Source organism: Shewanella pealeana ATCC 700345, assembly GCF_000018285.1.
In the GTDB taxonomy this organism is placed as follows: domain Bacteria; phylum Pseudomonadota; class Gammaproteobacteria; order Enterobacterales; family Shewanellaceae; genus Shewanella; species Shewanella pealeana.
In genome coordinates this window covers 1,450,753-1,473,576 of sequence record NC_009901.1, presented here as the reverse complement: position 1 = coordinate 1,473,576, position 22,824 = coordinate 1,450,753, and the positions used below count along the sequence as shown (strand labels likewise).

At 44.4% G+C, this 22,824-nt stretch carries 14 protein-coding genes and 10 tRNA genes; 2 read left to right on the top strand and 22 right to left on the bottom strand.

The annotated features are described in order from the left end of the window. Together gshA and SPEA_RS06350 are read right to left on the bottom strand one after the other, a co-directional pair. On the bottom strand, nt 1–1,569 hold the full coding sequence (gene gshA, locus SPEA_RS06355) for a glutamate--cysteine ligase (RefSeq protein ID WP_012154461.1): 1,569 nt from the start codon (nt 1,567–1,569) through the stop codon (nt 1–3). 176 nt (nt 1,570–1,745) lie between these two features. After that, nucleotides 1,746–4,583 (bottom strand): M16 family metallopeptidase, encoded by a 2,838-nt coding sequence (locus SPEA_RS06350; protein ID WP_012154460.1) that lies wholly within the window; start codon nt 4,581–4,583, stop codon nt 1,746–1,748. Between the two features lie 742 nt (nt 4,584–5,325). On the opposite strand from SPEA_RS06350, the gene SPEA_RS06345 reads away from it, so the two are divergent. Both SPEA_RS06345 and SPEA_RS06340 read left to right on the top strand, forming a co-directional pair. Beyond that, a complete protein-coding gene (locus SPEA_RS06345) occupies nt 5,326–6,576 on the top strand; it encodes a dicarboxylate/amino acid:cation symporter (RefSeq protein ID WP_012154459.1) in 1,251 nt (416 codons plus the stop codon). 102 nt (nt 6,577–6,678) lie between these two features. Continuing rightward, nucleotides 6,679–6,864, top strand: a complete 186-nt coding sequence (locus SPEA_RS06340; protein ID WP_012154458.1) for a hypothetical protein — start codon at nt 6,679–6,681, stop codon at nt 6,862–6,864. A gap of 119 nt (nt 6,865–6,983) precedes the next feature. On the opposite strand, the gene aguB is transcribed toward SPEA_RS06340, so the two are convergent. The 20 genes from aguB to recA form a co-directional block, all read right to left on the bottom strand. Continuing rightward, a complete protein-coding gene (gene aguB / locus SPEA_RS06335) occupies nt 6,984–7,856 on the bottom strand; it encodes an N-carbamoylputrescine amidase (protein WP_012154457.1) in 873 nt (290 codons plus the stop codon). A gap of 82 nt (nt 7,857–7,938) precedes the next feature. Beyond that, nucleotides 7,939–9,024, bottom strand: coding sequence for a polyamine ABC transporter substrate-binding protein (locus SPEA_RS06330; protein WP_012154456.1), 1,086 nt, complete (start codon nt 9,022–9,024; stop codon nt 7,939–7,941). Between the two features lie 44 nt (nt 9,025–9,068). After that, nucleotides 9,069–10,175 (bottom strand): agmatine deiminase, encoded by a 1,107-nt coding sequence (aguA, locus tag SPEA_RS06325; protein ID WP_012154455.1) that lies wholly within the window; start codon nt 10,173–10,175, stop codon nt 9,069–9,071. A gap of 231 nt (nt 10,176–10,406) precedes the next feature. Further along, complete coding sequence (locus tag SPEA_RS06320) at nt 10,407–11,348, bottom strand: LysR substrate-binding domain-containing protein (RefSeq protein ID WP_012154454.1); 942 nt, start codon at nt 11,346–11,348, stop codon at nt 10,407–10,409. A gap of 140 nt (nt 11,349–11,488) precedes the next feature. Next, nucleotides 11,489–12,619 carry a sodium ion-translocating decarboxylase subunit beta gene (locus SPEA_RS06315; protein WP_012154453.1) on the bottom strand — a complete coding sequence of 377 codons (1,131 nt, stop codon included), beginning with the start codon at nt 12,617–12,619 and terminating at the stop codon, nt 11,489–11,491. 8 nt (nt 12,620–12,627) lie between these two features. Further along, complete coding sequence (gene oadA, locus SPEA_RS06310) at nt 12,628–14,439, bottom strand: sodium-extruding oxaloacetate decarboxylase subunit alpha (RefSeq protein ID WP_012154452.1); 1,812 nt, start codon at nt 14,437–14,439, stop codon at nt 12,628–12,630. A 20-nt stretch (nt 14,440–14,459) separates the two neighbouring features. Continuing rightward, nucleotides 14,460–14,705 carry an OadG family protein gene (locus tag SPEA_RS06305; protein ID WP_012154451.1) on the bottom strand — a complete coding sequence of 82 codons (246 nt, stop codon included), beginning with the start codon at nt 14,703–14,705 and terminating at the stop codon, nt 14,460–14,462. Nucleotides 14,706–15,763: 1,058 nt separating this feature from the next. Continuing rightward, nucleotides 15,764–15,855: transfer RNA gene (locus SPEA_RS06300), tRNA-Ser, on the bottom strand. A 9-nt stretch (nt 15,856–15,864) separates the two neighbouring features. Continuing rightward, nucleotides 15,865–15,941, bottom strand: a tRNA-Arg gene (locus SPEA_RS06295). A 35-nt stretch (nt 15,942–15,976) separates the two neighbouring features. Next, a tRNA-Arg gene (locus SPEA_RS06290) sits at nt 15,977–16,053 on the bottom strand. Between the two features lie 76 nt (nt 16,054–16,129). Further along, nucleotides 16,130–16,221: transfer RNA gene (locus SPEA_RS06285), tRNA-Ser, on the bottom strand. Nucleotides 16,222–16,230: 9 nt separating this feature from the next. Beyond that, nucleotides 16,231–16,307 (bottom strand) — tRNA-Arg (locus tag SPEA_RS06280). Between the two features lie 33 nt (nt 16,308–16,340). Beyond that, a tRNA-Arg gene (locus SPEA_RS06275) sits at nt 16,341–16,417 on the bottom strand. Between the two features lie 30 nt (nt 16,418–16,447). Then, nucleotides 16,448–16,524: transfer RNA gene (locus SPEA_RS06270), tRNA-Arg, on the bottom strand. Between the two features lie 32 nt (nt 16,525–16,556). Beyond that, a tRNA-Arg gene (locus SPEA_RS06265) sits at nt 16,557–16,633 on the bottom strand. 30 nt (nt 16,634–16,663) lie between these two features. Then, nucleotides 16,664–16,740: transfer RNA gene (locus SPEA_RS06260), tRNA-Arg, on the bottom strand. Nucleotides 16,741–16,761: 21 nt separating this feature from the next. Beyond that, nucleotides 16,762–16,853 (bottom strand) — tRNA-Ser (locus SPEA_RS06255). A gap of 913 nt (nt 16,854–17,766) precedes the next feature. Next, nucleotides 17,767–17,964, bottom strand: coding sequence for a carbon storage regulator CsrA (gene csrA / locus SPEA_RS06250; RefSeq protein ID WP_006082602.1), 198 nt, complete (start codon nt 17,962–17,964; stop codon nt 17,767–17,769). Between the two features lie 469 nt (nt 17,965–18,433). After that, entirely contained in the window at nt 18,434–21,061 is a 2,628-nt protein-coding gene (gene alaS, locus SPEA_RS06245) for an alanine--tRNA ligase (protein ID WP_012154450.1), read from the bottom strand. Nucleotides 21,062–21,492: 431 nt separating this feature from the next. Then, a complete protein-coding gene (recA, locus tag SPEA_RS06240; RefSeq protein ID WP_012154449.1) occupies nt 21,493–22,560 on the bottom strand; it encodes a recombinase RecA in 1,068 nt (355 codons plus the stop codon). Nucleotides 22,561–22,824: the final 264 nt, after the last annotated feature.

The window sequence follows — 22,824 nt, the reverse complement described above, 5'->3', positions numbered from 1 at the left end:
CTAAACCTTAAAGTAATCGACTAAAAACTGATCGAAGCTGACGCTAGGTTGCGACTCTAGATACGCCTGTTTCTCTAGCGACTCGACAGCATCTTGCTGATATCGTTTGTCTACATTCTCTGTTAGCGGGTAAGCTTTTAACTGCTGATGATACTGCTCTGCAAGCTCCATCACCCACTCACTATGATCAACCTGCTCATCCTTTAGCCCTGCCATGATTTTACCCGACAGAGTTTCATTAGGATTTTCGACTGCTTTATGCCATTTAGCGAGTGCCACTTGATAGTCATCTTGACCTTCATCGTCTAGCAGTTGGGCTATCTGCTTTAGATTACCAAATAACGACTCAAGCCAATGAGTTAAGCTTAACTCTTGACCAGAGCGCTTTAGCAGCAAGCCTGGCTTACGCCCTTCTAGAACAACTGCTTGCAAGTTTTCGGCAATTTCAGCCTCTTCAGTTGCATCTGACGGTGCCGATGGTTGCAGTAAACAGTTCAATAGGAAGAGATCTAAGAAGCGGATCTGCGACTTTTCAATGCCTACGGCGCTGTATGGGTTAACGTCTAACGCTCTAACTTCAATATACTCAACCCCTGCGCGTGCTAGCGACTCAGATGGCTTTTCAGAGCCCTTAGCCACTCGTTTGGCGCGAATTGGAGAGTAAAATTCGTTTTCTATCTGTAAGATATTGTCGTTCAACTGACGGTATTCACCATCAACTTTAACGCCAATTTTTGCAAAGTTTGCCGACGGCATATTTATCGCGGCTTGCATGCCCGTTAAATAATCGGTGAGACTGTTGTAACTAATATTTAAGTTATCTTGCTCTTGATTGGTATAGCCTAAATCACTCATACGCAATGACGTTGCGTAAGGCATAAACAAGGTACCATCGCCAATCACTTCAAACGGGAAATTACTGGTCTTTGGGTCTTGAATAAAGGTGCTGCACAGCGCTGGTGACGCACCAAACAGGTAAGGTAATACCCAGACTAGACGACGGTAGTTACGGATAAGTCCAAAATAGGAATCCGAAATAAAATCATCTAAACTTAATGACTTATCTGAAAGCTCATACAATCTGTGCCAAAGCTTATCTGATACAGAGAAATTAAAGTGCACCCCTGAGATAATCTGCATCTGAGCGCCATATCGATAAGTTAGACCTTTACGATACAGACTCTTCATTTGACCTGAATTAGAGCTACCATAATCGGCGATAGGAATATCAGCACCATCGCCAAGATAACAAGGCATACTCACAGGCCATAAGCGTTGGCCGTTGAGGTGACGCACACTATAAGCATGAGTCAGAGTGAGATCTTCAACTAATTCATCGATATCAGCAAAAACAGGCGTAATAAACTCAAGTAGAGATTCACTATAATCTGTAGTGATCCGCGAATGCGTTAATGCCGAGCCCAGTGCTTTAGGATGTTTATCCAATGCCAAGTGACCCGACTTTTCAATTCTTAACGCTTCACGCTCAATGCCTCGCTGCATCGATTTTAGCGCTTGCCGACTTGCCGGATCCGACAACTTACCAACTAATTCATTGAAAGATTTCAATACATTATTCTCTAGTGCGTGACTCTAACCTTATAACTTGTCTGGTAGACCCGCTATAACTTACTTAAATTTCAAGTCGTACCAAATTAGCGTTTATCAACCACCTGCCTAATAAACGATGAGATGGTGCCATATCCATGGCACCATCTTTCGGATATATGGCCTACCGAGGTCTTTTACAACTGTAAAATTTCAATTGGATAACCAAGTGTTGATAATTCAGACTCTATTTTAGCGCGATCCCCTACAACTAAGATCACCATGTCATCAATATTCAACTGCTCTTTAGCCAATTTATTCAACTCATTACGACCGATACTATTGGTGATTTCGCTTTGTTTTTCACTATAGTTATCATCCAAATTATAGCGTTGAATATTACGCATCAACCCCGCCTTTTGATATGGCGTTTCATAATCAAGTGCCTTTGACTGAGAGATAGAGCTTTTCATAAAGTCTAGCTCTTTATCTGTCATTCCTGACTCTTGGAACGTATTAATCTCTTTTATGAACTCGATTAATGCCTTTGTGGTTACATCGCTGCGCACACTTGCTGTTGCTTGATAGTAACCTTGCTCAGGCCCACCGGAGAAATAACTCCTCGCCCCATAGGTGTAACCTTTGTCTTCGCGCAGGTTAAGGTTGATACGGCTGTTGAACGCACCACCTAGCGGATAGTTCATCAAGTATGACTCAAAGTACTCGCCTGTGGCATCAAACGGTAATGCTCGCTTACCTATCTTGATAACCGATTGCGCCGCATCAGGCTTATCTACAATAAAGACTTTGCCACCTTGAAACTCTGGTAACTCGGCAAGCTCAGGCAATGGTGTCGCCGCTCCATTCCAACTTGCAAGAGTCGAAAGTTTAGCTAACATTTGCGTTTCATTCAGGTTACCCACAGCCACAACTTGTGCATTTCCCGCTGTGTACTGCTGCTTATAGAAGGCTTTAACATCATCTAGAGTGATTGCCGAGACAGTCTCTAGAGAGCCACCACTGCTAACCCCAAATGGACTCTTATCGCCATAAAGTAAGCCACTAAATGCCGTGTTTGCCAAATAGTTTGGCTCGGTCAACTCACGCTGCAAGTGCTGAAGTTTTTGCTGTTTGACTCGCTCAAAGTCAGCAGGCTTAAAGCCCGGATCAAATAACTTCTCCTGCACAATCGCCATCGTCTTATCGAGGTTTGCAGTAAGTGACGAGATCTTCAGCTGGCTTTGATAGCCACTGGCACTAAAGCTTACGTTACTTCCCAGCATCTCTAACGCCTGAGTTAACTCTTCAGAGCTACGCTTTAGGCTCGACTCATTCATCATCGCCGCAGTCATACCTGCAAGGCCCGCTTGGCTAACATCGAGTAGTCGATGACCGCCATTAAGATAAACCACAATCTCAACCGTCGGCGTCTCGCTAGTTTGCGTACCTATCACTTCGATATCGTTAGCAAGTTTCCCTTTCCAAAGTTCAGGCATGGTCAGCACAGGAGCTGGACCCGCCGCAGGGATAACACTTCTATCGAATGATGAAACTACCTGCGGCGTAAGCGTTAACTCCTCTACCGCAACGCTAGCGACTTTTTCTGCAGGTGCAACAAAGTTATCAGCCTTAGCAATAAGCTGAGTTTGTCCTTGAGGCACAATGCTCATCACCACCATAGGCTTATCTTTGATGTACTTATTAAAGACTCGCATCACATCTTCTTTAGTGACATTGGCATAACGAGACAGATCAAATCCAATCATGTTGGGATTATTAGAAAAGGTCTCGTTGAAGGCTAAGCTTGCAACCTTGCCTTGTACGCTTTGCAGACCAAATATGGTGCCCGCCTCAAAGTTTACTTTTACTTTCTCAAGATCGTCATCGGTCACGCCACGCTTTTCAAACTCTTTAATCGAGTCACGCATCGCCTGCTCGACTTCGGCCAAGTTACCGCCTCGTGCAGGGTTAGCCAATGCATACATAGAGAACTGACAAGCCAGCTCTTGGCATGGGTGATTCACGCCAGCCTGGACGGCCAAGCCATCTTTAACGAGATTTTTATAAAACAGTGATGTTTTACCACCACCTAAAATATTAGAGAGTAGATCCAGTGCCGCTTCATCTTCATGGCGGGCATAAACCGTTGGCATACCGATTCTAAGCAGTGGCAAATGGACTCTGTCTTCCATCGACAGGTAAAGCGTCTCATCAAGGGTCACTAATTCTTTTTTCGGTGCATCGACTTTAGGCCCCGATGGGATCTCGCCGAAATACTTATTCACCCACGCCAGGACTTGCATCTCATCAAAATCGCCGCCTATGGTAAGAGTGGCGTTATTAGGGCCATACCAACGCTGGAAGAAATGCTTCACATCTTCAACATCGGCACGGTTTAAGTCTTCAGGCCAGCCAATAACAGGCCAAGAGTATGGGTGCCCCTGAGGATAGAATGCTTGATTGAAACGCTCTCCCATACGGCCATAAGGGCGGTTATCGACCCGTTGTGCGCGCTCATTCTTAACTGTCTCACGCTGTACTTCGAACTTCTCTTCGGTTAATGCCGGTAGGAAGAAGCCCATGCGGTCCGACTCTAGCCAGAGCATTTTCTCAAGCTGATTATTAGGTACCGTTTCAAAATAGTTGGTTCGATCGGTATTAGTCGTGCCGTTTAACGTGCCCCCCGCCTCGGTGACCATCTTGAAGTGCTGCTCATCACCGACGTTCTGTGAGCCTTGAAACATCATATGCTCGAATAGGTGAGCAAAACCGCTGCGGCCTTCGAGCTCACGGCCTGAGCCTACATGGTAAGTCACATCCACATGTACTAAAGGATCGGAGTGATCTTCATGCAAGATCACCGTCAAGCCATTGGCCAGCTGGTATTTCCGGTAAGGGATCCCAACTTGCTCGCCGCTGAAACTTACCGTCTCTAATAGAGTCACCCCTTCAGGTAAAGAGGTTTCGGCCTGTTGCTGTCCTGCGCAACCCATTAATGCAGCACTAACTGCTGCGGCTAATATCCATTTTTTCAATGACTTTCTCCTTTTTCCAACAGGCGGTATTTTATATACCCAAACAACTTCAAGATGCAGGATTCAGCATGTCGAGAAGTGACAGAGTTCAAGGCATGAAATTGTAGGACTAGTTATTCTAATTCAATATTTCATAACACAGAAAAATGTTGCTTCTCGCCGTGCCCTACGGGAGTTCCCGTAGAATACCTGCACTGCGTTAGTGATATCGGTAAGGGAATAACCATTATCCTCAATCACTGCCTTGTTCAACTATCCTACGGGAGCTCTGAAACGAGCATCTTGAGGTAGCTTGGATATATCAGATGCCATGCTGTTTATTAATGCAGCTAGTATTACCTACTACAGATAAAACAACCAGCATTGAAATTTTAATTAAATTGCTATTAAACATGTCGTTTTCCATAACAATTAACACTTAAAGACCTCGAACTTAATCGACAGTCTAATTCTGAGGTAAGTTCCTTAACCTGTGAATTAACAGACATTTTTACACTGTAAACGTAAAAAAATCCACAATGTTGCAACACGGTTAAGATTTAAAGTTATTAAAACAAGCTTACTTATCACAATAAGTTATAACTAAATCGGTTTGTTCTGCAAGTAGCGCTATCTATAGAATGAACGGCAATTGGGTAACTAAATGTAAATTTAAACAGTTATTGCCTGAAACTAATACTGGAGTGAACAAAGATTCACCCGTAGAGTAACTTGATAAAAATTAAATAATTGGAATTCGATAATGTGGCAAGCGATTAAAAACATCCCATTTTGGCAGAAGGTACTAGCAGCCTTTATATTGGGCGCCGGTGTTGGTGTCATTTTCGGTGAGTCGGCAACTGTATTAAAGCCACTTGGCGATCTATTTATCAGCGCAATTAAGATGTTAGTTGCGCCACTCATTTTCTGCGCCATCGTTGTCAGCATCACCTCTTTAGGCTCTGAAGTCAGTTTAAAAAGACTGAGCTTTAAAACCTTAGGCATGTTCATGCTTACTGGCACTATAGCCTCTCTCATTGGATTAACCATTGGTTCTGTGATTGATATGGGCGGTTCGATGGAGCTGGTTGCTACTGAGGTTCGTGAACGCAATGTTCCGGGTTTTGCTCAAGTTTTATTGGATATGATCCCGGTTAACCCATTTGCTTCGCTTGCCGAAGGTAAGGTGTTACAGATCATCGTCTTCGCTGCACTTATCGGTATTGCGATTAATAAAGTCGGCGAAAAAGCAGCCCCGCTAAAGCGTACGATTGAAGCAGGCGCTGAAGTGATGTTCCAACTTACTCGCATGGTACTGCAACTCACCCCAATTGGTGTGTTTGGTTTAATGGCTTGGGTAGTTGGCGAATACGGCTTATCGATGTTACTGCCTTTAGGTAAGTTTATTGGTGCTATTTATCTTGCTGCACTTATCCATATTATTTTCGTCTACGGTGGTTTGGTTAAGTTTGTCGCCAAGCTGAGTCCAGTACAATTTTTCCGTAAAGCGATACCAGCACAAATAGTGGCTTTCACCACGGCTTCAAGTTTTGGTACTTTGCCAGCAAGCACACGTTGCACCGAGTCTATGGGTGTCTCTAAGCGTTATGGCTCTTTCGTCCTGCCATTAGGTGCCACCATGAACATGGATGGCTGTGGCGGTATTTACCCAGCGATTGCGGCTATTTTCATTGCGCAAATCTACGGTATTCCACTTGATATGACTGACTATATGTTGATTGCCGTAACCGCGACCGTTGCCTCCGTTGGTACCGCTGGCGTACCTGGCAGCGCCATGGTTATGCTCACAGTCACCTTGGGCGTTGTTGGTTTGCCACTTGAAGGCATCGCCTTTATCGCTGCAGTCGATCGCATTATCGATATGATCCGCACCGCCACCAATGTCACCGGCGATATGATGACCGCTGTGGTGATTGGTAAGTCTGAAGGCCAGCTGGATGAAACGCAGTTTTACACTCCAGAGAATGGCTCGCTAGAGCAGGCCAAGAGCTAAACTCAGACATTTACTGAATAAAAAGGCCGCAATTGCGGCCTTTTTAATTTATACTTTTCAATATTATACTGGGTAACTAGGTTATTTTAGGAGCGGCTGGATATGACAAAACTATTCATTCTACCAATATTGCTTTCACTGGTATGGGCGCTTTTTCTTAACTATAACGGCGTCCCCTTAAAGCAAGGTAAGACTGGTTTTCTCTATATCATCGGCATTAGCCTAACCGTTATTTTTGCACTCGCTTTTCTACTTTGGCTCACAGCAGGCCAAAATATTCGCAATTAGTAAAACCAGCTTCTGTGTAATCAAACCGTGCCGAAGCTGATTGAGTTAAATTAGCGTACACAACTGACTAAAGGCTTAATAAACGTTCTAGTTAAGCCCATTGCCTATCAATGTTACTGCTAACTTTTACCTGTCAATGTTAATAGTGGTGAGTATAGATCTGGCCGCCTATCTCTAAATACTCCCCAACTATAGCGGGCAAGGTGAGTCGCGTGAAGATCGATTTCTGCATAAATAACCTCCTCATTATTTCGGCTAGCTTCAGCTAATAACTCTCCCGTGTGATCGGTGATAAAAGAGGAACCATAAAACCGAGTTTCAACTCCGTCATCGGTTTCAACACCAGTACGATTGGCCACAATAACGGGTATTAAATTTGCGGCAGCATGACCTTGCATTGTTCGCTGCCAATGTCCTTTAGAATCTAAGCTTGGCGCTTGAGGCTCTGATCCAATAGCCGTTGGGTAGAATATTGCCTCAGCCCCTGCCAGAGTCAAACAGCGTGCTAACTCAGGAAACCATTGATCCCAACAGATCCCCGCTCCAAAGCGACCGCAGCGGGTGTCCCATACCTTAAAGCCTGTGTCTCCCGGGCTGAAGTAGTACTTCTCACTATAACCTGGGCCATCGGGAATATGGGACTTACGATAGTTATCTAAAATCGTGCCATCTGCATCTATCATTACCAGTGAATTAAAGAAGTTATTGCCAGACTTTTCGAAATAGCTGATAGGCAAGACGACTTGCAGGGACTTGGCCAACTCACTCATTTTTTGTATTAAGCTGCTTTCTGCGATCTCGGCAGCTAATTCAAAATACTTTGCACTTTGTTGCTTGCAAAAGTAAGGTGCAGCGAATAACTCTTGAAGCAAAATGACTTGAGCACCATTAGCTGCTGCCTCTTTAACTCTTTTAGTTGCCTCTGAAAGATTAAGTTCTAAATCCCAGTTGATAGAGAGTTGAATAGCTGCAAATTTGACAAGTTTGGACATACAAAGCCTCTTTTAAATGCCTAAAATAGGGGGGAGCTAAGAGAGACTCATGCTGAAGCCCTCTCGCAGTGAATTTGAGCGCTTATTGGCCCGTCTTGACACGAGTCCACATACGATTCATCGCACGTTCAAACTTCAAGCTACGCCCCTCATCAGCAAACAAGTTACTCAAGGTGTTTTCATCCGGATAAATACCTGGATGAGAGGTAATAGCGGTATCGACATACTGCTGCGAGTCAGCGTTGGCATTGGCATACCAGACGTAATTAGAGATCTCAGCGATGACCTTAGGCTCTAAGATATGGTCCAAAAAGGCATAAGCTGCATCAACATTTTTAGAGTCATTAGTGATATTAAACGTGTCCGCCCAACCTTGTGCGCCCTCTTTTGGGATCACATAGTCAACATTTACCCCATTGTTAGCCTCAAGGGCTCTATTCGCAGCCATAAATACATCACCACTCCAGCCCATAGCTAAGCAGATATTGCCACTTGCAAGGTCGGTAACGTAAGAAGAGCTGTGAAAATAGGTAATATAGGGGCGTATCGCAAGAAGCCGCTCCTCAACCAACTTTAGATCGTCTAAATTCTGCGAGTTAGGATTTTTGCCTAGATACTTCAACATGGCACTGACGACTTCGCTTGGGGCATCAACCATGGCGACACCACACTCACTAAACTTTGAAACCGTTTCGGCTTGAAACAGGAGTTCCCATGTATTTAAGGGCTGCTCTCCTAATATTTGAGCCGCCTTATCTATGTTATAACCAATACCTGTTGTGCCCCACATGTACGGAACCGCATACTGATTATCTTCATCAAAAGATTGAACGATATTGAGGACCTTAGGATCGAGGTGATAATAGTTCTTTAAACGACTCTTATCTAAAGGCTGAAATACTCCTACCTTAATCTGCCGCTGTAAGAATGAACCTGATGACACCACTAGGTCGTAGCCAGTTTTACCCAGTAGCAATTTGGTTTCAGCAAGCTCCTGAGAATCATAAACATCGTAATTCACTTTAATCCCTGTTTTGGCTTCAAATGAGGCTATTGCCGCCTCGCTGATATAATCTGACCAGTTATAAATATTAAGAGTACTCTGCGCCGATACCGAGCTGGTGAACAGCGCTAATGTCGCTAACAACATGCTAGATTGGTTATTCATCTTATCTTCCCTGTGCTGATAGTTTCTGATCTCTGCTGTATGCTCTATGCGGTAATACCTGCGTACTGTGGCTGAGTAATACAGGCGACATTGCCTCCCCCCAGCAGAATTTCACGGGCATTTTGAATGCCGATAACTTTATGATTAGGAAAAAGCTTGCGTAGTATGGCTTGGGCGGTCTCATCCATAGGGTCGTCATAAGCGGGGACCATGATGACTGAGTTACCTATGTAGTAATTGATATAAGAGGCGCAAATTTTAGTACCTGCTACCCGGCTATGAGTTCCCAGTGCAACATCCAGCCCAGAAGCCTCTTCCTCTGTCCACTCCAGTGCCTTAGGTTGGGGGATTTTATGTATGATAATTTTTCGGCCCCGAGCATCAGTGCTTCGACTTAAGATCTCATAGGCTTCTTGATAGATTTCGTATTGTGGATCGCTGCTATCATCAGTCCACTGCAACAAGAGTTCTCCAGGAGCGACCCAACAAGCAAGATCATCAATATGACCATCTGTCTCATCAAACTTACAACCACGAGGTAACCAAATAATCTTTTCAACTCCCATATAGTCTCGAAGCTGCTGCTCAACCTCTGCCTTACCAAGATGTGCATTTCGGTTTACGTTGAGTAGGCATTGCTCTGTGGTCAATAAGGTTCCTTGACCATCACATTGGATCCCCCCCATCTCAGCAATAAGCGTTGAGCGGTAACGATCAAGGTTTTCTATTTCAAGAATTTTCTGCGCGATTTTCTCATCTTTATCCCATGGAAAATAAAGCCCACCATTTAAGCCACCGTAAGCGTTAAACTCCCAATCAGTACCTCTGACCTCCCCCGTATCATTAACGAGAAAGGCGCAAGCTGAATCCCTAAACCAAGCATCATTGGTACTCATCTCCACGACTCGAACCGTTTCAGGCAACATGTTGCGTGCATTCTCATACTGAGCCTGAGACACACATACCGTCACCAGCTCACTCGATGCGATGGCAGTACAGATCTCAACCCAAACTTTCTGCGCAGGTTTAGCCCCATTGCGCCAAACATCGCTGCGCTCGGGCCAGCCTAACCAACAACCTTTTTTAGGTTCAAATTCCCCAGGCATTCGAAAGCCGTCTTCTCTAGGAGTGGAGTTTAATGTTCGTGACATAGACCTAACCTCGTTTCTTCTAATTTGTTTTGATTTGATATATCCAAACCTAACGAGATAAAAATAGAGGGTCTACTGAGAAAACTTGTATAGATTGGTTAGTTTTTCTCACAAATAATACAAGTTCTAGCTTCTCTACTGCAAAAGTTCAGAGAAAAACTAACCGTATTTTGCGATTGGAAATAACGGGATTTATTGATGGGAGGAGTTAGCATTCAACTGACTAAACGACTAATCCTGGAGGCTAACGGTGCTGAATTTAGTATTGATTTGAGCCAGCAGCCAATCAATAAAAGTCATGAGTTTTACATCGCCTTTTTTTCGTTTCTCTGCAACCAAATAATAGTTACCCAATGAAGGAACACTGTGCTCAAAAGGCCTAACCAACTTACCACTCTCTAGCTCAGTACTGGCGGTAAAATTATCACCGATAGCAACCCCATATCCAGCGATTGCCGCTTCTAGAGACAGACCAGCATGGGCAAAGTTTAAGTTTTGCGGTGTATTTAAGATATGCGGCGCATGAGCTCCAAGCCAAGTAGCCCAAGTTTTACCATCTTGATCGTCGTGTAATAGGCGCTGCACACTCAAGTCTAGAGAGCGACAATCCTCTTTCTTAGCCGCGCCCCCCAGATTATTTTCCGATTCGAGCAGCTTGGGGCTGCAGACAGGGAAAAACTCCATTCTTTTAATCGGAGTGACCCAATAGCGATTCCAATCGGCATCTCCTGCACCATAGATAATCGAAAGATCGGCCTGTGGGTTAATGTTAGTCTCGTCACTAGAGTGCACGAATAGACTGACGTCGATTGAAGGATAACGAATGGCAAAATCGCCAATCTGTTTAATAAGCCACTTAGAGGAGAGTTCGGGGGGAGCGGAAATGACCAAGCGACCACTGAGTCCTGGCTCAATCGCCTTTTCACAGGCTTGACCTATGATATCGAATGCTTCTTGAATTGCTGGTAATAGATTTGCTCCAGACTGAGTCAATTTTGCGTTACGGCCTTGCTTCTCAAACAACCTAATCCCTAAGGCATCTTCTAAAGTCTTCACTTGATGACTAATCGCGCTATGGGTGACGCAGAGTTCATCTGCAGCACGAGAGAAATGCTCATGTCTAGCGGCAGACTCGAAGGCTCTCAAAGGGTTTAATGGCGGAAGGCGACGCATAAGCTCATAATCTGGTTAATAAAGTGACTAAATTAGACTATGCCAGAACAGATTAAATTAACAGCAACAATTTATCATTGCTCAATTAATAAAAAATCCCGCATCAAATACTGAATACGGGATTTTTCAAAAGGCATCGACTAACCAAGTACAGCTAACAACACACCAGCAGCAACAGCACTACCTAGTACTCCGGCCACGTTTGGCCCCATTGCATGCATCAACAGGAAGTTCTGATTATTAGCCTCGAGACCGACCTTGTTCACTACTCGCGCCGCCATAGGAACTGCAGAGACACCTGCCGCCCCTAGCAGAGGGTTAATCTTACCGCCAGAGAGCTTACTCATCAGTTTGGCCATTAACACACCCGCCGCAGTACCAATCGAGAAAGCAACAGCGCCCAGTACTAAGATCCCTAAGGTCTCCATCTGCAGAAACTGCTCGGCAGATAATTTAGAGCCCACAGCAAGGCCTAAGAAAATGGTCACTATATTGATCAACTCATTCTGCGCGGTACTCGATAATCTATCGACTACGCCCGATTCGCGCATCAAGTTACCTAGGCAGAACATACCAACCAGTGGCGTCGCAGCTGGCAGGAACAAGATAGTTAAGCCAAGCACCATCAGAGGGAAGATAATCTTCTCCTTCTTGCTTACCTCTCGCAGCTGCTCCATCTTGATTTTACGCTCAGACTCGGTCGTCAGCAGACGCATGATTGGCGGCTGGATCAGTGGTACCAAAGCCATATATGAATAGGCTGCAACCGCAATTGCCCCGAGTAGATCCGGTGCCAGTTTAGATGCTAAGAAGATAGCCGTTGGTCCATCCGCGCCACCAATGATGGCAATCGCCGCCGCATCTGTCATGGAGAACTCAAAACCCGGTACCCAGTTAAGTGCAATCGCGCCGATTAAGGTGGCAAAAATACCAAACTGGGCCGCTGCGCCAAGTAGCAACATCTTAGGATTAGCGATAAGCGCGCCAAAGTCTGTTAACGCGCCCACTCCCATAAAGATAAGCAGCGGAAACACTCCTGTTTCAATACCCACGTGGTAGGCAAAATACAGCAGGCCGCCTTCCTCGGTAAATCCACCATTGGGAATGTTTGCTAATATGGCACCAAAGCCTATGGGTAACAGCAATAATGGTTCAAACTTCTTTGCGATTGCTAAATATAACAACAGGCAACCCACGCCCATCATTAGCAATTGGCCCGAGGTAAAGTTAGCAATGCCAGATTCAGACCAAAACGCGATTAATCCTTCCATGATGACCCCTAAGCTAATGCCAACAATTGACTACCCACTGCGACAGCGTCACCTTCTTTAACCCAAACCTTTGAGATCACCCCATCGGCCTCTGCACGAACTTCGGTTTCCATCTTCATCGCTTCTAGAATGATCACAACATCCCCCTCTTTGACGCTATCGCCAGGCGAGACGTGTACTTTAAAGATATTGCCCGAAAGCGGCGCATTCTGCTCATGCTTAACTGCAGATAGATCCACAACTGGCGCAGCTTGAACTGGTGCAGTAAACGGCACTACATTCTCGCTTGGGGTGATCTGACTGATATCCCCCCCTTCTGCGACTTCAACCACAAAGCTTTGGCCTTGAACAGTAACAGTATAAGTTTCTGGCCCTTGCTTATTGGCCGCTGCAATCTCAGCCTTCTTAGCTTCCTCCAGTGCTTTAGCCGCCACCTCAGGCTTTGGCTCAAACACATCAGGGTTATTACGATTACTAAGGAATTTAAGACCGATCTGTGGGAATAATGCGTATGTCAGAACGTCATCATCGAGCTCTTCAGCAAGCGTTATGCCATCGGCAGCGGCTTTCTCTTTTAACTCGATGCGCAATTTATCTAATTCAGACTCAAGCAAGTCTGCCGGGCGGCAGGTAATCGCTTCTTTGCCAGCCAATACACGCTGCTGAAGTTCGGCATTAACAGGGGCAGGTGTTGCACCGTATTCACCTTTTAATACCCCTTCAGTTTCTTTAGTCATTGATTTATAACGCTCACCTGTTAGTACGTTGATAACAGACTGAGTACCAACGATTTGTGAGGTTGGCGTGACTAAAGGCAAGAAACCTAAGTCTTCTCGTACTCGAGGGATCTCCTCAAGTACAAGATCTAACTTGTCAGCGGCGCCCTGCTCTTTGAGCTGGCTTTCCATATTAGTCAGCATTCCACCAGGCACTTGAGCACGCAGGATACGTGAGTCGATCCCCTTTAGCTCACCTTCGAAAGCCGCATACTTCTTACGTATGATTCTAAAGTAAGCCGCGATCTCTTCAAGCAACGCCATATCGTAACCCGTTGCTCTATCAGTGCCTTCAACCATAGCAACCAAGGTTTCAGTTGCACTGTGTCCATAGGTCTGACTCATTGAAGAGATAGCCGTATCGAGGACATCGATGCCAGCTTCAATGGCTTTTTGATAGGTTGCCGTACTTAGGCCTGTAGTGGCATGACAGTGCAGAGATAAAACCAGATCGGTTTGCGACTTAATTTGGCTAATAAGCTCAAATGCTTCAAATGGCTTTAATAGCCCAGCCATGTCTTTAATACACAGAGAATGGCAACCCATATCTTCGATACGCTTTGCCATATAGATCCAAGTGGTCAAGTTATGCACTGGGCTAGTAGTATAAGATAGTGTGCCTTGAGCATGGCCGCCGACTTCGACAACAGCTTTAACCGCAGTTTCTAGGTTGCGCACATCGTTCATCGCATCGAAGACACGGAATACATCGACACCATTGGTATGGGCTCGCTCAACAAAACGATGTACTAGGTCATCTGCATAGTGACGGTAACCTAGGAGGTTTTGTCCGCGCAATAACATCTGTTGAGGTGTATTAGGCATAACCTTCTTGAGTTCACGGATCCTCTCCCAAGGATCTTCACCTAAATAACGAATACAAGAGTCAAAAGTGGCACCGCCCCATGACTCTATAGACCAAAGGCCCACCTTATCCAGTAGTGGCGCAATAGGTAACATATCTTCGGTACGCAAACGAGTAGCGAGAATAGATTGGTGTGCATCTCTTAAGACAACATCAGTTAAAGCCAATGGCTTGCTCATACAAAAACTCCCTACTTTTATTATGCTTTTTTACGGTGCTGATGAATTGCAGCAGTAATAACCGCCGCCATTAATGGGCTCACTGCGGATTGACTCGATTGCGGCTGACTCTCTGTTAACGAACTCGCGCATGGCGGCGTAGGTCCAAACTGTCGAGCAACCAATTTCATCGCAACAATAAGAATACTTAGAAAAACAAATACTAGTGACATGCCTAGTATCATGATCCCCAATGCGTCATATAACTGCTCAGATATTGAAGCCATCTCTTCCTCTCATTGGTATGAAGTTGTGAACAGTATTGAACCTTTAAAAATAAATATTCACTATTCATTCACACATTATGCAATTTATTCCATTCATTTCAGGTACATGTTTACTATCTAAGGGCTAGCGCCGACTTAAACAATAACTAATTTATAACAAAGTAGCGAACCCGTTGTAAATTGGTCATACCATAAAAACAATTATTAATTACCAGCGACTAATAAATCCACATAAAATCAACGATAAAATTGAACATCCGACAATATACGAGCTTTAACAGCAACTTTCCCAAATTTAACAGCGTATTTACGGGAAAATGAATTCAGAAAAAAGAACAGATAGAGCAGAAATAAACCTAAATGAAATTTTATGCAATTTTCACTGTTAGTTTTCTGCGCAAATTTCAAGCAACGAGAGTAATACCAATCAGTCTAAGAAGTTGATCTACTCAGAGCGTTTTAGCAAACTAATTCAAGGCGAATAGCTGAAAGAATGGTTGCTCCCTTCTGAAGCTGTTCAACACAGAAGTAGGCAGCCAAAAACGCTCCAGAATGGCGAGTTTTAGCGGCTCTGATGCTGTGACTCTTATGAAGCAAGAGGGAGATTAACCCGAGTTCAACTATGCCTTTCACTCGTTGCAAACCACATGGTCTTGTATGTTCCCGACATACATAAGACATTTCCTCCATCCTTGGAGGTCTGATGTGGTGAATGTCATTTAAGCACGACTATATGAATATAGGAGGTAGAGTAACGCAGGAGCAGTTACCGAGGAGCATTTAATGACCTTGTCTCAGAACCGCTAAACTCTCGCTGAGCGACCAAATCTTTATACTGATTGGTATTCTCTATTTCAAGGCTACGGATGTGACGAGCAAACTTGATAATAAATAACTAATGCTGTGCGGCTCAGCAGATGCTTATAGTCTTATTTAAAGCCTAATCTAGGCTGTAATATTACGCTAATACGGGGGCTAGGAGTTGAAGAGTTGAAGAGCTTATTAAATTACAGATACAAAAAAACCGCACTAGGTGCGGTTTTTTTGTATGGTATGAATGGCGGAGAAGGAGGGATTCGAACCCTCGATGGGAGTTAAAGCCCATACTCCCTTAGCAGGGGAGCGCCTTCGGCCACTCGGCCACCTCTCCGGCAAAACATGGTGCGCGTGGGAGGATTCGAACCTCCGACCGCCTGGTTCGTAGCCAGGTACTCTATCCAGCTGAGCTACACGCGCAAACTCGGTACAATCTAAATCTAATCTGTTTTATATGGTGCGGATGGGAGGATTCGAACCTCCGACCGCCTGGTTCGTAGCCAGGTACTCTATCCAGCTGAGCTACATCCGCTCATATAAAACTTAAAACATCACAATCATTCTGAGGACAAAAAACCGCAACAGTGTTGCGGTTTTTGTTCGAATGATGGCGGAGAAGGAGGGATTCGAACCCTCGATGGGAGTTAAAGCCCATACTCCCTTAGCAGGGGAGCGCCTTCGGCCACTCGGCCACCTCTCCGTCAATACATGGTGCGCGTGGGAGGATTCGAACCTCCGACCGCCTGGTTCGTAGCCAGGTACTCTATCCAGCTGAGCTACACGCGCAAAATTGGTACTACTTAAATCAATCGTTTTATATGGTGCGGATGGGAGGATTCGAACCTCCGACCGCCTGGTTCGTAGCCAGGTACTCTATCCAGCTGAGCTACATCCGCTCATATAAAATCTTAAATTCTTTCATTCTATGGTGCGGATGGGAGGATTCGAACCTCCGACCGCCTGGTTCGTAGCCAGGTACTCTATCCAGCTGAGCTACATCCGCATATAGAATGCTTACTGCTATAAATGATTTAATGGTGCGGATGGGAGGATTCGAACCTCCGACCGCCTGGTTCGTAGCCAGGTACTCTATCCAGCTGAGCTACATCCGCTCACTAAAACATTTATCACGACAATAGAAATGGTGCGGATGGGAGGATTCGAACCTCCGACCGCCTGGTTCGTAGCCAGGTACTCTATCCAGCTGAGCTACATCCGCATCGTTGTCTATTGTAAGAAATGGCGGAGAAGGAGGGATTCGAACCCTCGATGGGAGTTAAAGCCCATACTCCCTTAGCAGGGGAGCGCCTTCGGCCACTCGGCCACCTCTCCGTTTCTTGGCGCACATATTACTGTCTGCCGAAAATAAGTCAAACCCTTTTTAAGAAACCATTTCCATTTGAGCTGTTTTTAAGCAGCTTGTCTGTATAACAGTCTAAGTTACGGCTCAAAGGCGTTTATTTCGACATTTCATTTGGAATTCATAAGCCCTAAATATAAAAAACCTAGCTATAAACTGGCTTCAGCTATTTACCTATTAAGGCTAAAACTGATCTCATTCAGATCAAAATTACTGCCACCTGCGGGCTTAGCTGATTTTTCAGGCTAAATACGCGGCTTAATTCCTTTCCCCAGAACAGGACGCCTTCTTGGGAGTGGACGCATTTACACTCACTTGAGCAAAGTGAGTCAAACTAACTTAGCTCCTAGCGCCCTCTCCCCAAAGCTTCAAATCCTGAAAATAAAAAAGCCAGTTATTAACTGGCTTCTACATATTTACCAATAGCCTCAAACTGGTCTTATTCAGATCAAAATTACCATTATCGACTAGAGAGCTGTTTTCTCAGACTGAATGCGCAGTAAATGTCTTTAGCCTGTACAAAGAAGACTTCTTTGAGAGTAGTACATTTACATAAGTCTAAACTCTGTGAGCTACAGAGCCTAGAAGCTAGAAGCCAGAAGCCAGAAAATAAAAAGCCAGTTATTAACTGGCTTCTACATATTTACCAATAGCCTCAAACTGATCTCATTCAGATCAAAATAGCCATTATCGACTGGTGAGCTGTTTTCTCAGACAGAATGCGCGGGTAAATGCCTCTAGCCTGTACTAAAGAAGACTTCTTTTGGAGTAGTACATTTATATAAGTCTAAACTCTGTGAGCTACAGAGCCTTGAAGCTAGAAGCCAGAAAATAAAAAAGCCAGTTAAAAACTGGCTTCTAAAATTCTTAAGTGATCCATTCAGATCAAAAGTTACCGCCTTCAGATGGGGTACCTGACTTTTCAGACTGAATGCGTTGGTAAATCTCTTCACGATGTACAGAGACTTCTTTAGGTGCATTTACACCAATTCTTACTTGGTTACCTTTAACGCCTAATACAGTGACAGTTACTTCGTCACCAATCATCAGTGTTTCACCAACACGACGAGTCAATATCAGCATTACATTGCTCCTTTAGTTCCTAGTTCTGCTTATACGGCATAATTCCGTTATATCTGTATTATAAGGTTAGCTTAGTACAAATTAACAGTCTTCTATTAGAAAAGCGTCAAATAATTACAGCTTTTTCAGTAATAAATCACAGTTATCTACCTGAAACCTTTTTAGCCATATTAAGATTAATCTTTGCTCGGTCGTACGACTATCAAGCATTGACATTAAACTAACATGAAAGCGCACATTCCCCAAACCAAAGGCCACATTGCTGATACTTTAACCAAACAATTCAACATTTATATAAATAGCTATTTGCTCATTCGCTTGCTCTTTTAGCCAGTAAAAGCATTGGATGAATAGTAATAAAGTTAACTAAAGCCTCAATCCACTCCCCCTGCCCTCTAGAGTATTTTTGTTTATGCCATAAAAAAACGCCCTTAAAGGGCGCTTCTTAATATCTCGTTATCGCTAGCAATTATGCAAGCTTAGCAGAGATCCATGGAATAACTTGCTCTAAAGCAGCGTCTAGGTTCTCAGGCTGGCTACCACCGGCTTGAGCCATATCAGGACGTCCACCGCCTTTACCGCCAACTTGTACTGCTATAGAGGCTACAAGCTCACCCGCTTTAACCTTACCAGTAAGATCTTTAGTCACACCAACGATCATATTAACTTTATCTTCGCCGGCAATCGCTAGCACTACGATACCTGACTGCAGCTTTTGCTTGAGCTCATCCTGTAGACCACGAAGAGCCCCAGCATCAACACCCTCAAGTTTCTTAACGAGAACCTTAACGCCATTCACGTCAACAGCTTCGCCAGCAAGATCGGCGCTAGTCGCAGCTGCCAACTTGTCTTTTAGTTGAGATAGCTCTTTTTCAAGTAACTTAGTCTTATCAAGCTGTGCTTTAAGCTTAGCAACCACAGAAGCACTATCGCCCTTCAGTAATGCAGCCGCTTCTTCAAGTTGTGCTTGCTGCTTAGCAACATAAGCCATCGCAGCTGCGCCTGTTACCGCTTCAATACGACGTATGCCGGCAGCGATACCGCCCTCTGAAGTGATCTTGAACAAACCGATATCACCAGTACGCCCAACGTGAGTACCCCCACAAAGCTCGATAGAGAAGTCGCCCATAGTCACAACACGCACTTCTGAATCATACTTCTCACCAAACAGTGCCATAGCACCTTTTTCTTTGGCCGTTTCTATATCCATCACTTCAGCGGTCAATTCGTGGTTACGACGAATTTGGGTATTCACTAGCTCTTCAACTTCTTTAAGCTCGTGAGCTTTAACACCTTCGAAATGAGAGAAGTCGAAACGTAGACGCTCTGGGTCAACCAAAGAACCTTTCTGAGATACGTGTGTACCTAACACTTGGCGAAGCGCTGCATGTAAAAGGTGTGTCACTGAATGGTTTAGCTCGGTTCTATGACGAAGCTTCTTATCAACATTCGCTGTAACCACTTGGCCAACTTTAACTGTACCAGTCGCTACGCGACCGATATGACCAATCGCTTGACCATACTTTTGTGTATCAGTCACAGTGAACTCGATTCCATCGGCAATCAATACACCTTCATCGCCACATTGACCACCTGACTCACCATAAAACGGTGTGTTATCGAGTACGATAACCACGTCATCACCAGCAACAATGCTATCAACTGACTCACCCGCTTTAAAGATTGCTGTCACTGTCGCTTGATTATTTAGATCGGTGTAACCAGTAAAGCCGCTTTGTTCATCAATTATAAGACCTTCGTTATAGTCAGTCTCGAATTGACCAGCTGCTTGTGCACGGCTACGCTGCGCTGCCATAGCAACTTCAAATCCTGCTTCATCAACCGTGATATCACGCTCACGACAAACGTCAGCAGTTAAATCTACTGGGAAGCCATAAGTATCGTAAAGCTTGAATGCTGTTTCGCCATCTAACACATTAGTTGCTAGCTCATTTAGCGCCGCATCTAAAATGCCTAGACCACGTTCAAGTGTACGTGCGAATTGTTCTTCTTCAGCTTTTAGTGACTTTTCAACAATAGCTTGAGTCTCTTGCAAGCCTTTTGCAGCATCGGCGCCCATCACTTCAATTAATGTTGGAACCAGCTTGTAGAAGAAACTTTCAGTAGCACCTAGCTTGTTACCATGACGAACGGCACGACGAATTATACGACGAAGCACATAACCACGGCCTTCATTTGATGGCATAACACCGTCGGCAATTAAGAAGGCACATGAACGAATGTGATCGGCAATAACACGTAATGACTTGTTCTCAAGATCCGTTACACCAAGAATAGCTGCAGCCTTCTTGATCAAAGCTTGGAAAATATCAATTTCGTAGTTTGAATGTACGCCCTGCATAATGGCAGCAATACGCTCAATACCCATACCGGTATCAACAGATGGCTTTGGTAGTGGCTTCATCTCACCGTCAGCTTGACGGTTATACTGCATAAATACGATGTTCCAGATCTCGATGAAACGGTCGCCATCTTCTTCTGGTGTACCAGGACGTCCGCCCCAGATATGATCACCGTGATCATAGAAGATTTCAGAACATGGGCCACAAGGACCTGTGTCACCCATTTGCCAGAAGTTATCTGACGCATATGCAGCACCTTTATTGTCGCCAATACGGATAATATTTTCCGCCGCTACGCCAATTTTCTTATTCCAAATTTCAAATGCTTCGTCGTCTGTGTCATAGATGGTGACACAAAGGCGTTCTTTCGGTAGCTTCAACTCTTCGGTCAGGAAAGTCCATGCGAAATGAATTGCTTCTTCTTTAAAATAATCACCAAAGCTAAAGTTACCTAACATTTCAAAGAAAGTGTGGTGACGTGCTGTGTAGCCCACGTTATCTAAGTCGTTGTGCTTACCACCCGCGCGAACACAGCGCTGTGAAGACGTTGCACGAGAATAGCTACGTTTATCTGCACCCAAAAACACATCTTTAAACTGGTTCATACCCGCATTAGTAAATAGTAGCGTTGGATCGTTCGCTGGAACGAGAGAGCTGCTATCTACTACCTGGTGACCATTTGTGCGGAAATATTCCAAAAAAGCACTTCGCAGTGCTGCAGTGGTTTGATACATGAAACCGTCCTGAATTAGATTGTGCAAATAGCCCTAAAGAGCTGAGTGATAAATTTTTATGGATAGCATTATAAGCAGAGTCATGACTAACAACCAGCCCTGTTAATACAAAACTGCGTGAGGAGCTGAAATTAACAGGTTAAAACACGATTGGAGCTTTTCAAAGACAGTCGTACTACAGGCGGAAACTGATGAAAATGAGTCTTGCAACGGCATTTAACAACAATGATCCTATAACGAAAGTTTGACAGGGAAGAATAAGCGGAAAGGTTTGATCTTGGCTTCTTAACAAGAACAGAGGTCTATTTACGAGAGCTGTAGGCTCCTTATGAGAAGAGTCGCGGCGCGCTAACTAATATAAGTTGTACATCTTATATTAGTCATAGTGCAACCGCGACACAGACAACAGACTGAGTTATCTGTTATCTAGCTTAAAATACTTCGCCAGTCTCTAAATCGATGTTATCGCCAGCGGTGTCAGCTGAATCTGCACTCACCTTCTCACCGTTGCCAAGAAGCATAGCGCGCAGTGTTGTTTCAATTTCATCTGAAATTGCTGGGTTTTCGATTAGATACTTACCGGCATTTGCACGGCCTTGACCGATCTTGTCACCTTTGTAGCTGTACCAAGCACCTGCCTTTTCAATTAACTTGTGCTGTACACCAAGGTCAACCAACTCACCCGTGCTGTTGATGCCTTGACCGTAAAGGATTTGGAATTCAGCTTGTTTAAATGGTGCGGCAATCTTGTTCTTAACCACTTTTACGCGGGTTTCGTTACCAATAACCTCTTCTCGATCTTTAATCGCACCTGTACGGCGGATATCTAGACGAACAGAAGCATAGAACTTAAGTGCGTTACCACCCGTAGTTGTTTCTGGGTTACCGAACATTACACCAATCTTCATACGGATTTGGTTAATGAAGATAAGAAGTGTATTTGACTGCTTTAGGTTACCAGCAAGCTTACGCATTGCTTGGCTCATCATACGCGCCGCAAGGCCCATGTGAGAGTCACCGATTTCACCTTCGATTTCCGCTTTTGGTGTCAATGCTGCAACCGAGTCGACGACGATAACGTCAACGGCGCCGCTTCGAGTTAGTGCATCACAGATTTCAAGCGCCTGCTCACCAGTATCTGGCTGTGAACATAATAAGTTATCGATATCAACACCTAGCTTTTTAGCGTAGATAGGGTCAAGAGCATGCTCAGCATCGATAAAGGCACAGGTCTTACCCTGCTTTTGAGCGGCAGCGATAACTTCTAATGTTAAGGTAGTTTTACCTGAAGATTCTGGACCATAGATCTCAACGATACGTCCCATAGGTAAGCCGCCAGCGCCTAAAGCTACGTCCAAAGCTAATGAGCCAGTAGAAATGGTCTCTACGTCCATTGAACGGTCTTCACCTAACTTCATGATTGAGCCTTTACCAAACTGCTTCTCAATCTGTCCAAGTACAGCGTTCAATGCTTTCTCTTTATTTGGATCTATCTTCATTCCTATATCCTCTGGATCACAGCGCAAACACGTTTGCGGTACTGATTTATTATTTGGGTGATGACTCGATTTGCCTTGGCTAGAGCCTCAATATGAAACTAGTATACTGTACAATCATACAGTATCAAGTACTGTGTAAAAATATTTTATAAATATCTATAAATCATACACTTCTAGGATAAGAGGATTTATCTACAGTAATTTTTTACTGAAACACAGTAAGAATTCCGCCTAAACCGGGCAAAATATTGTTAATATTAGAGC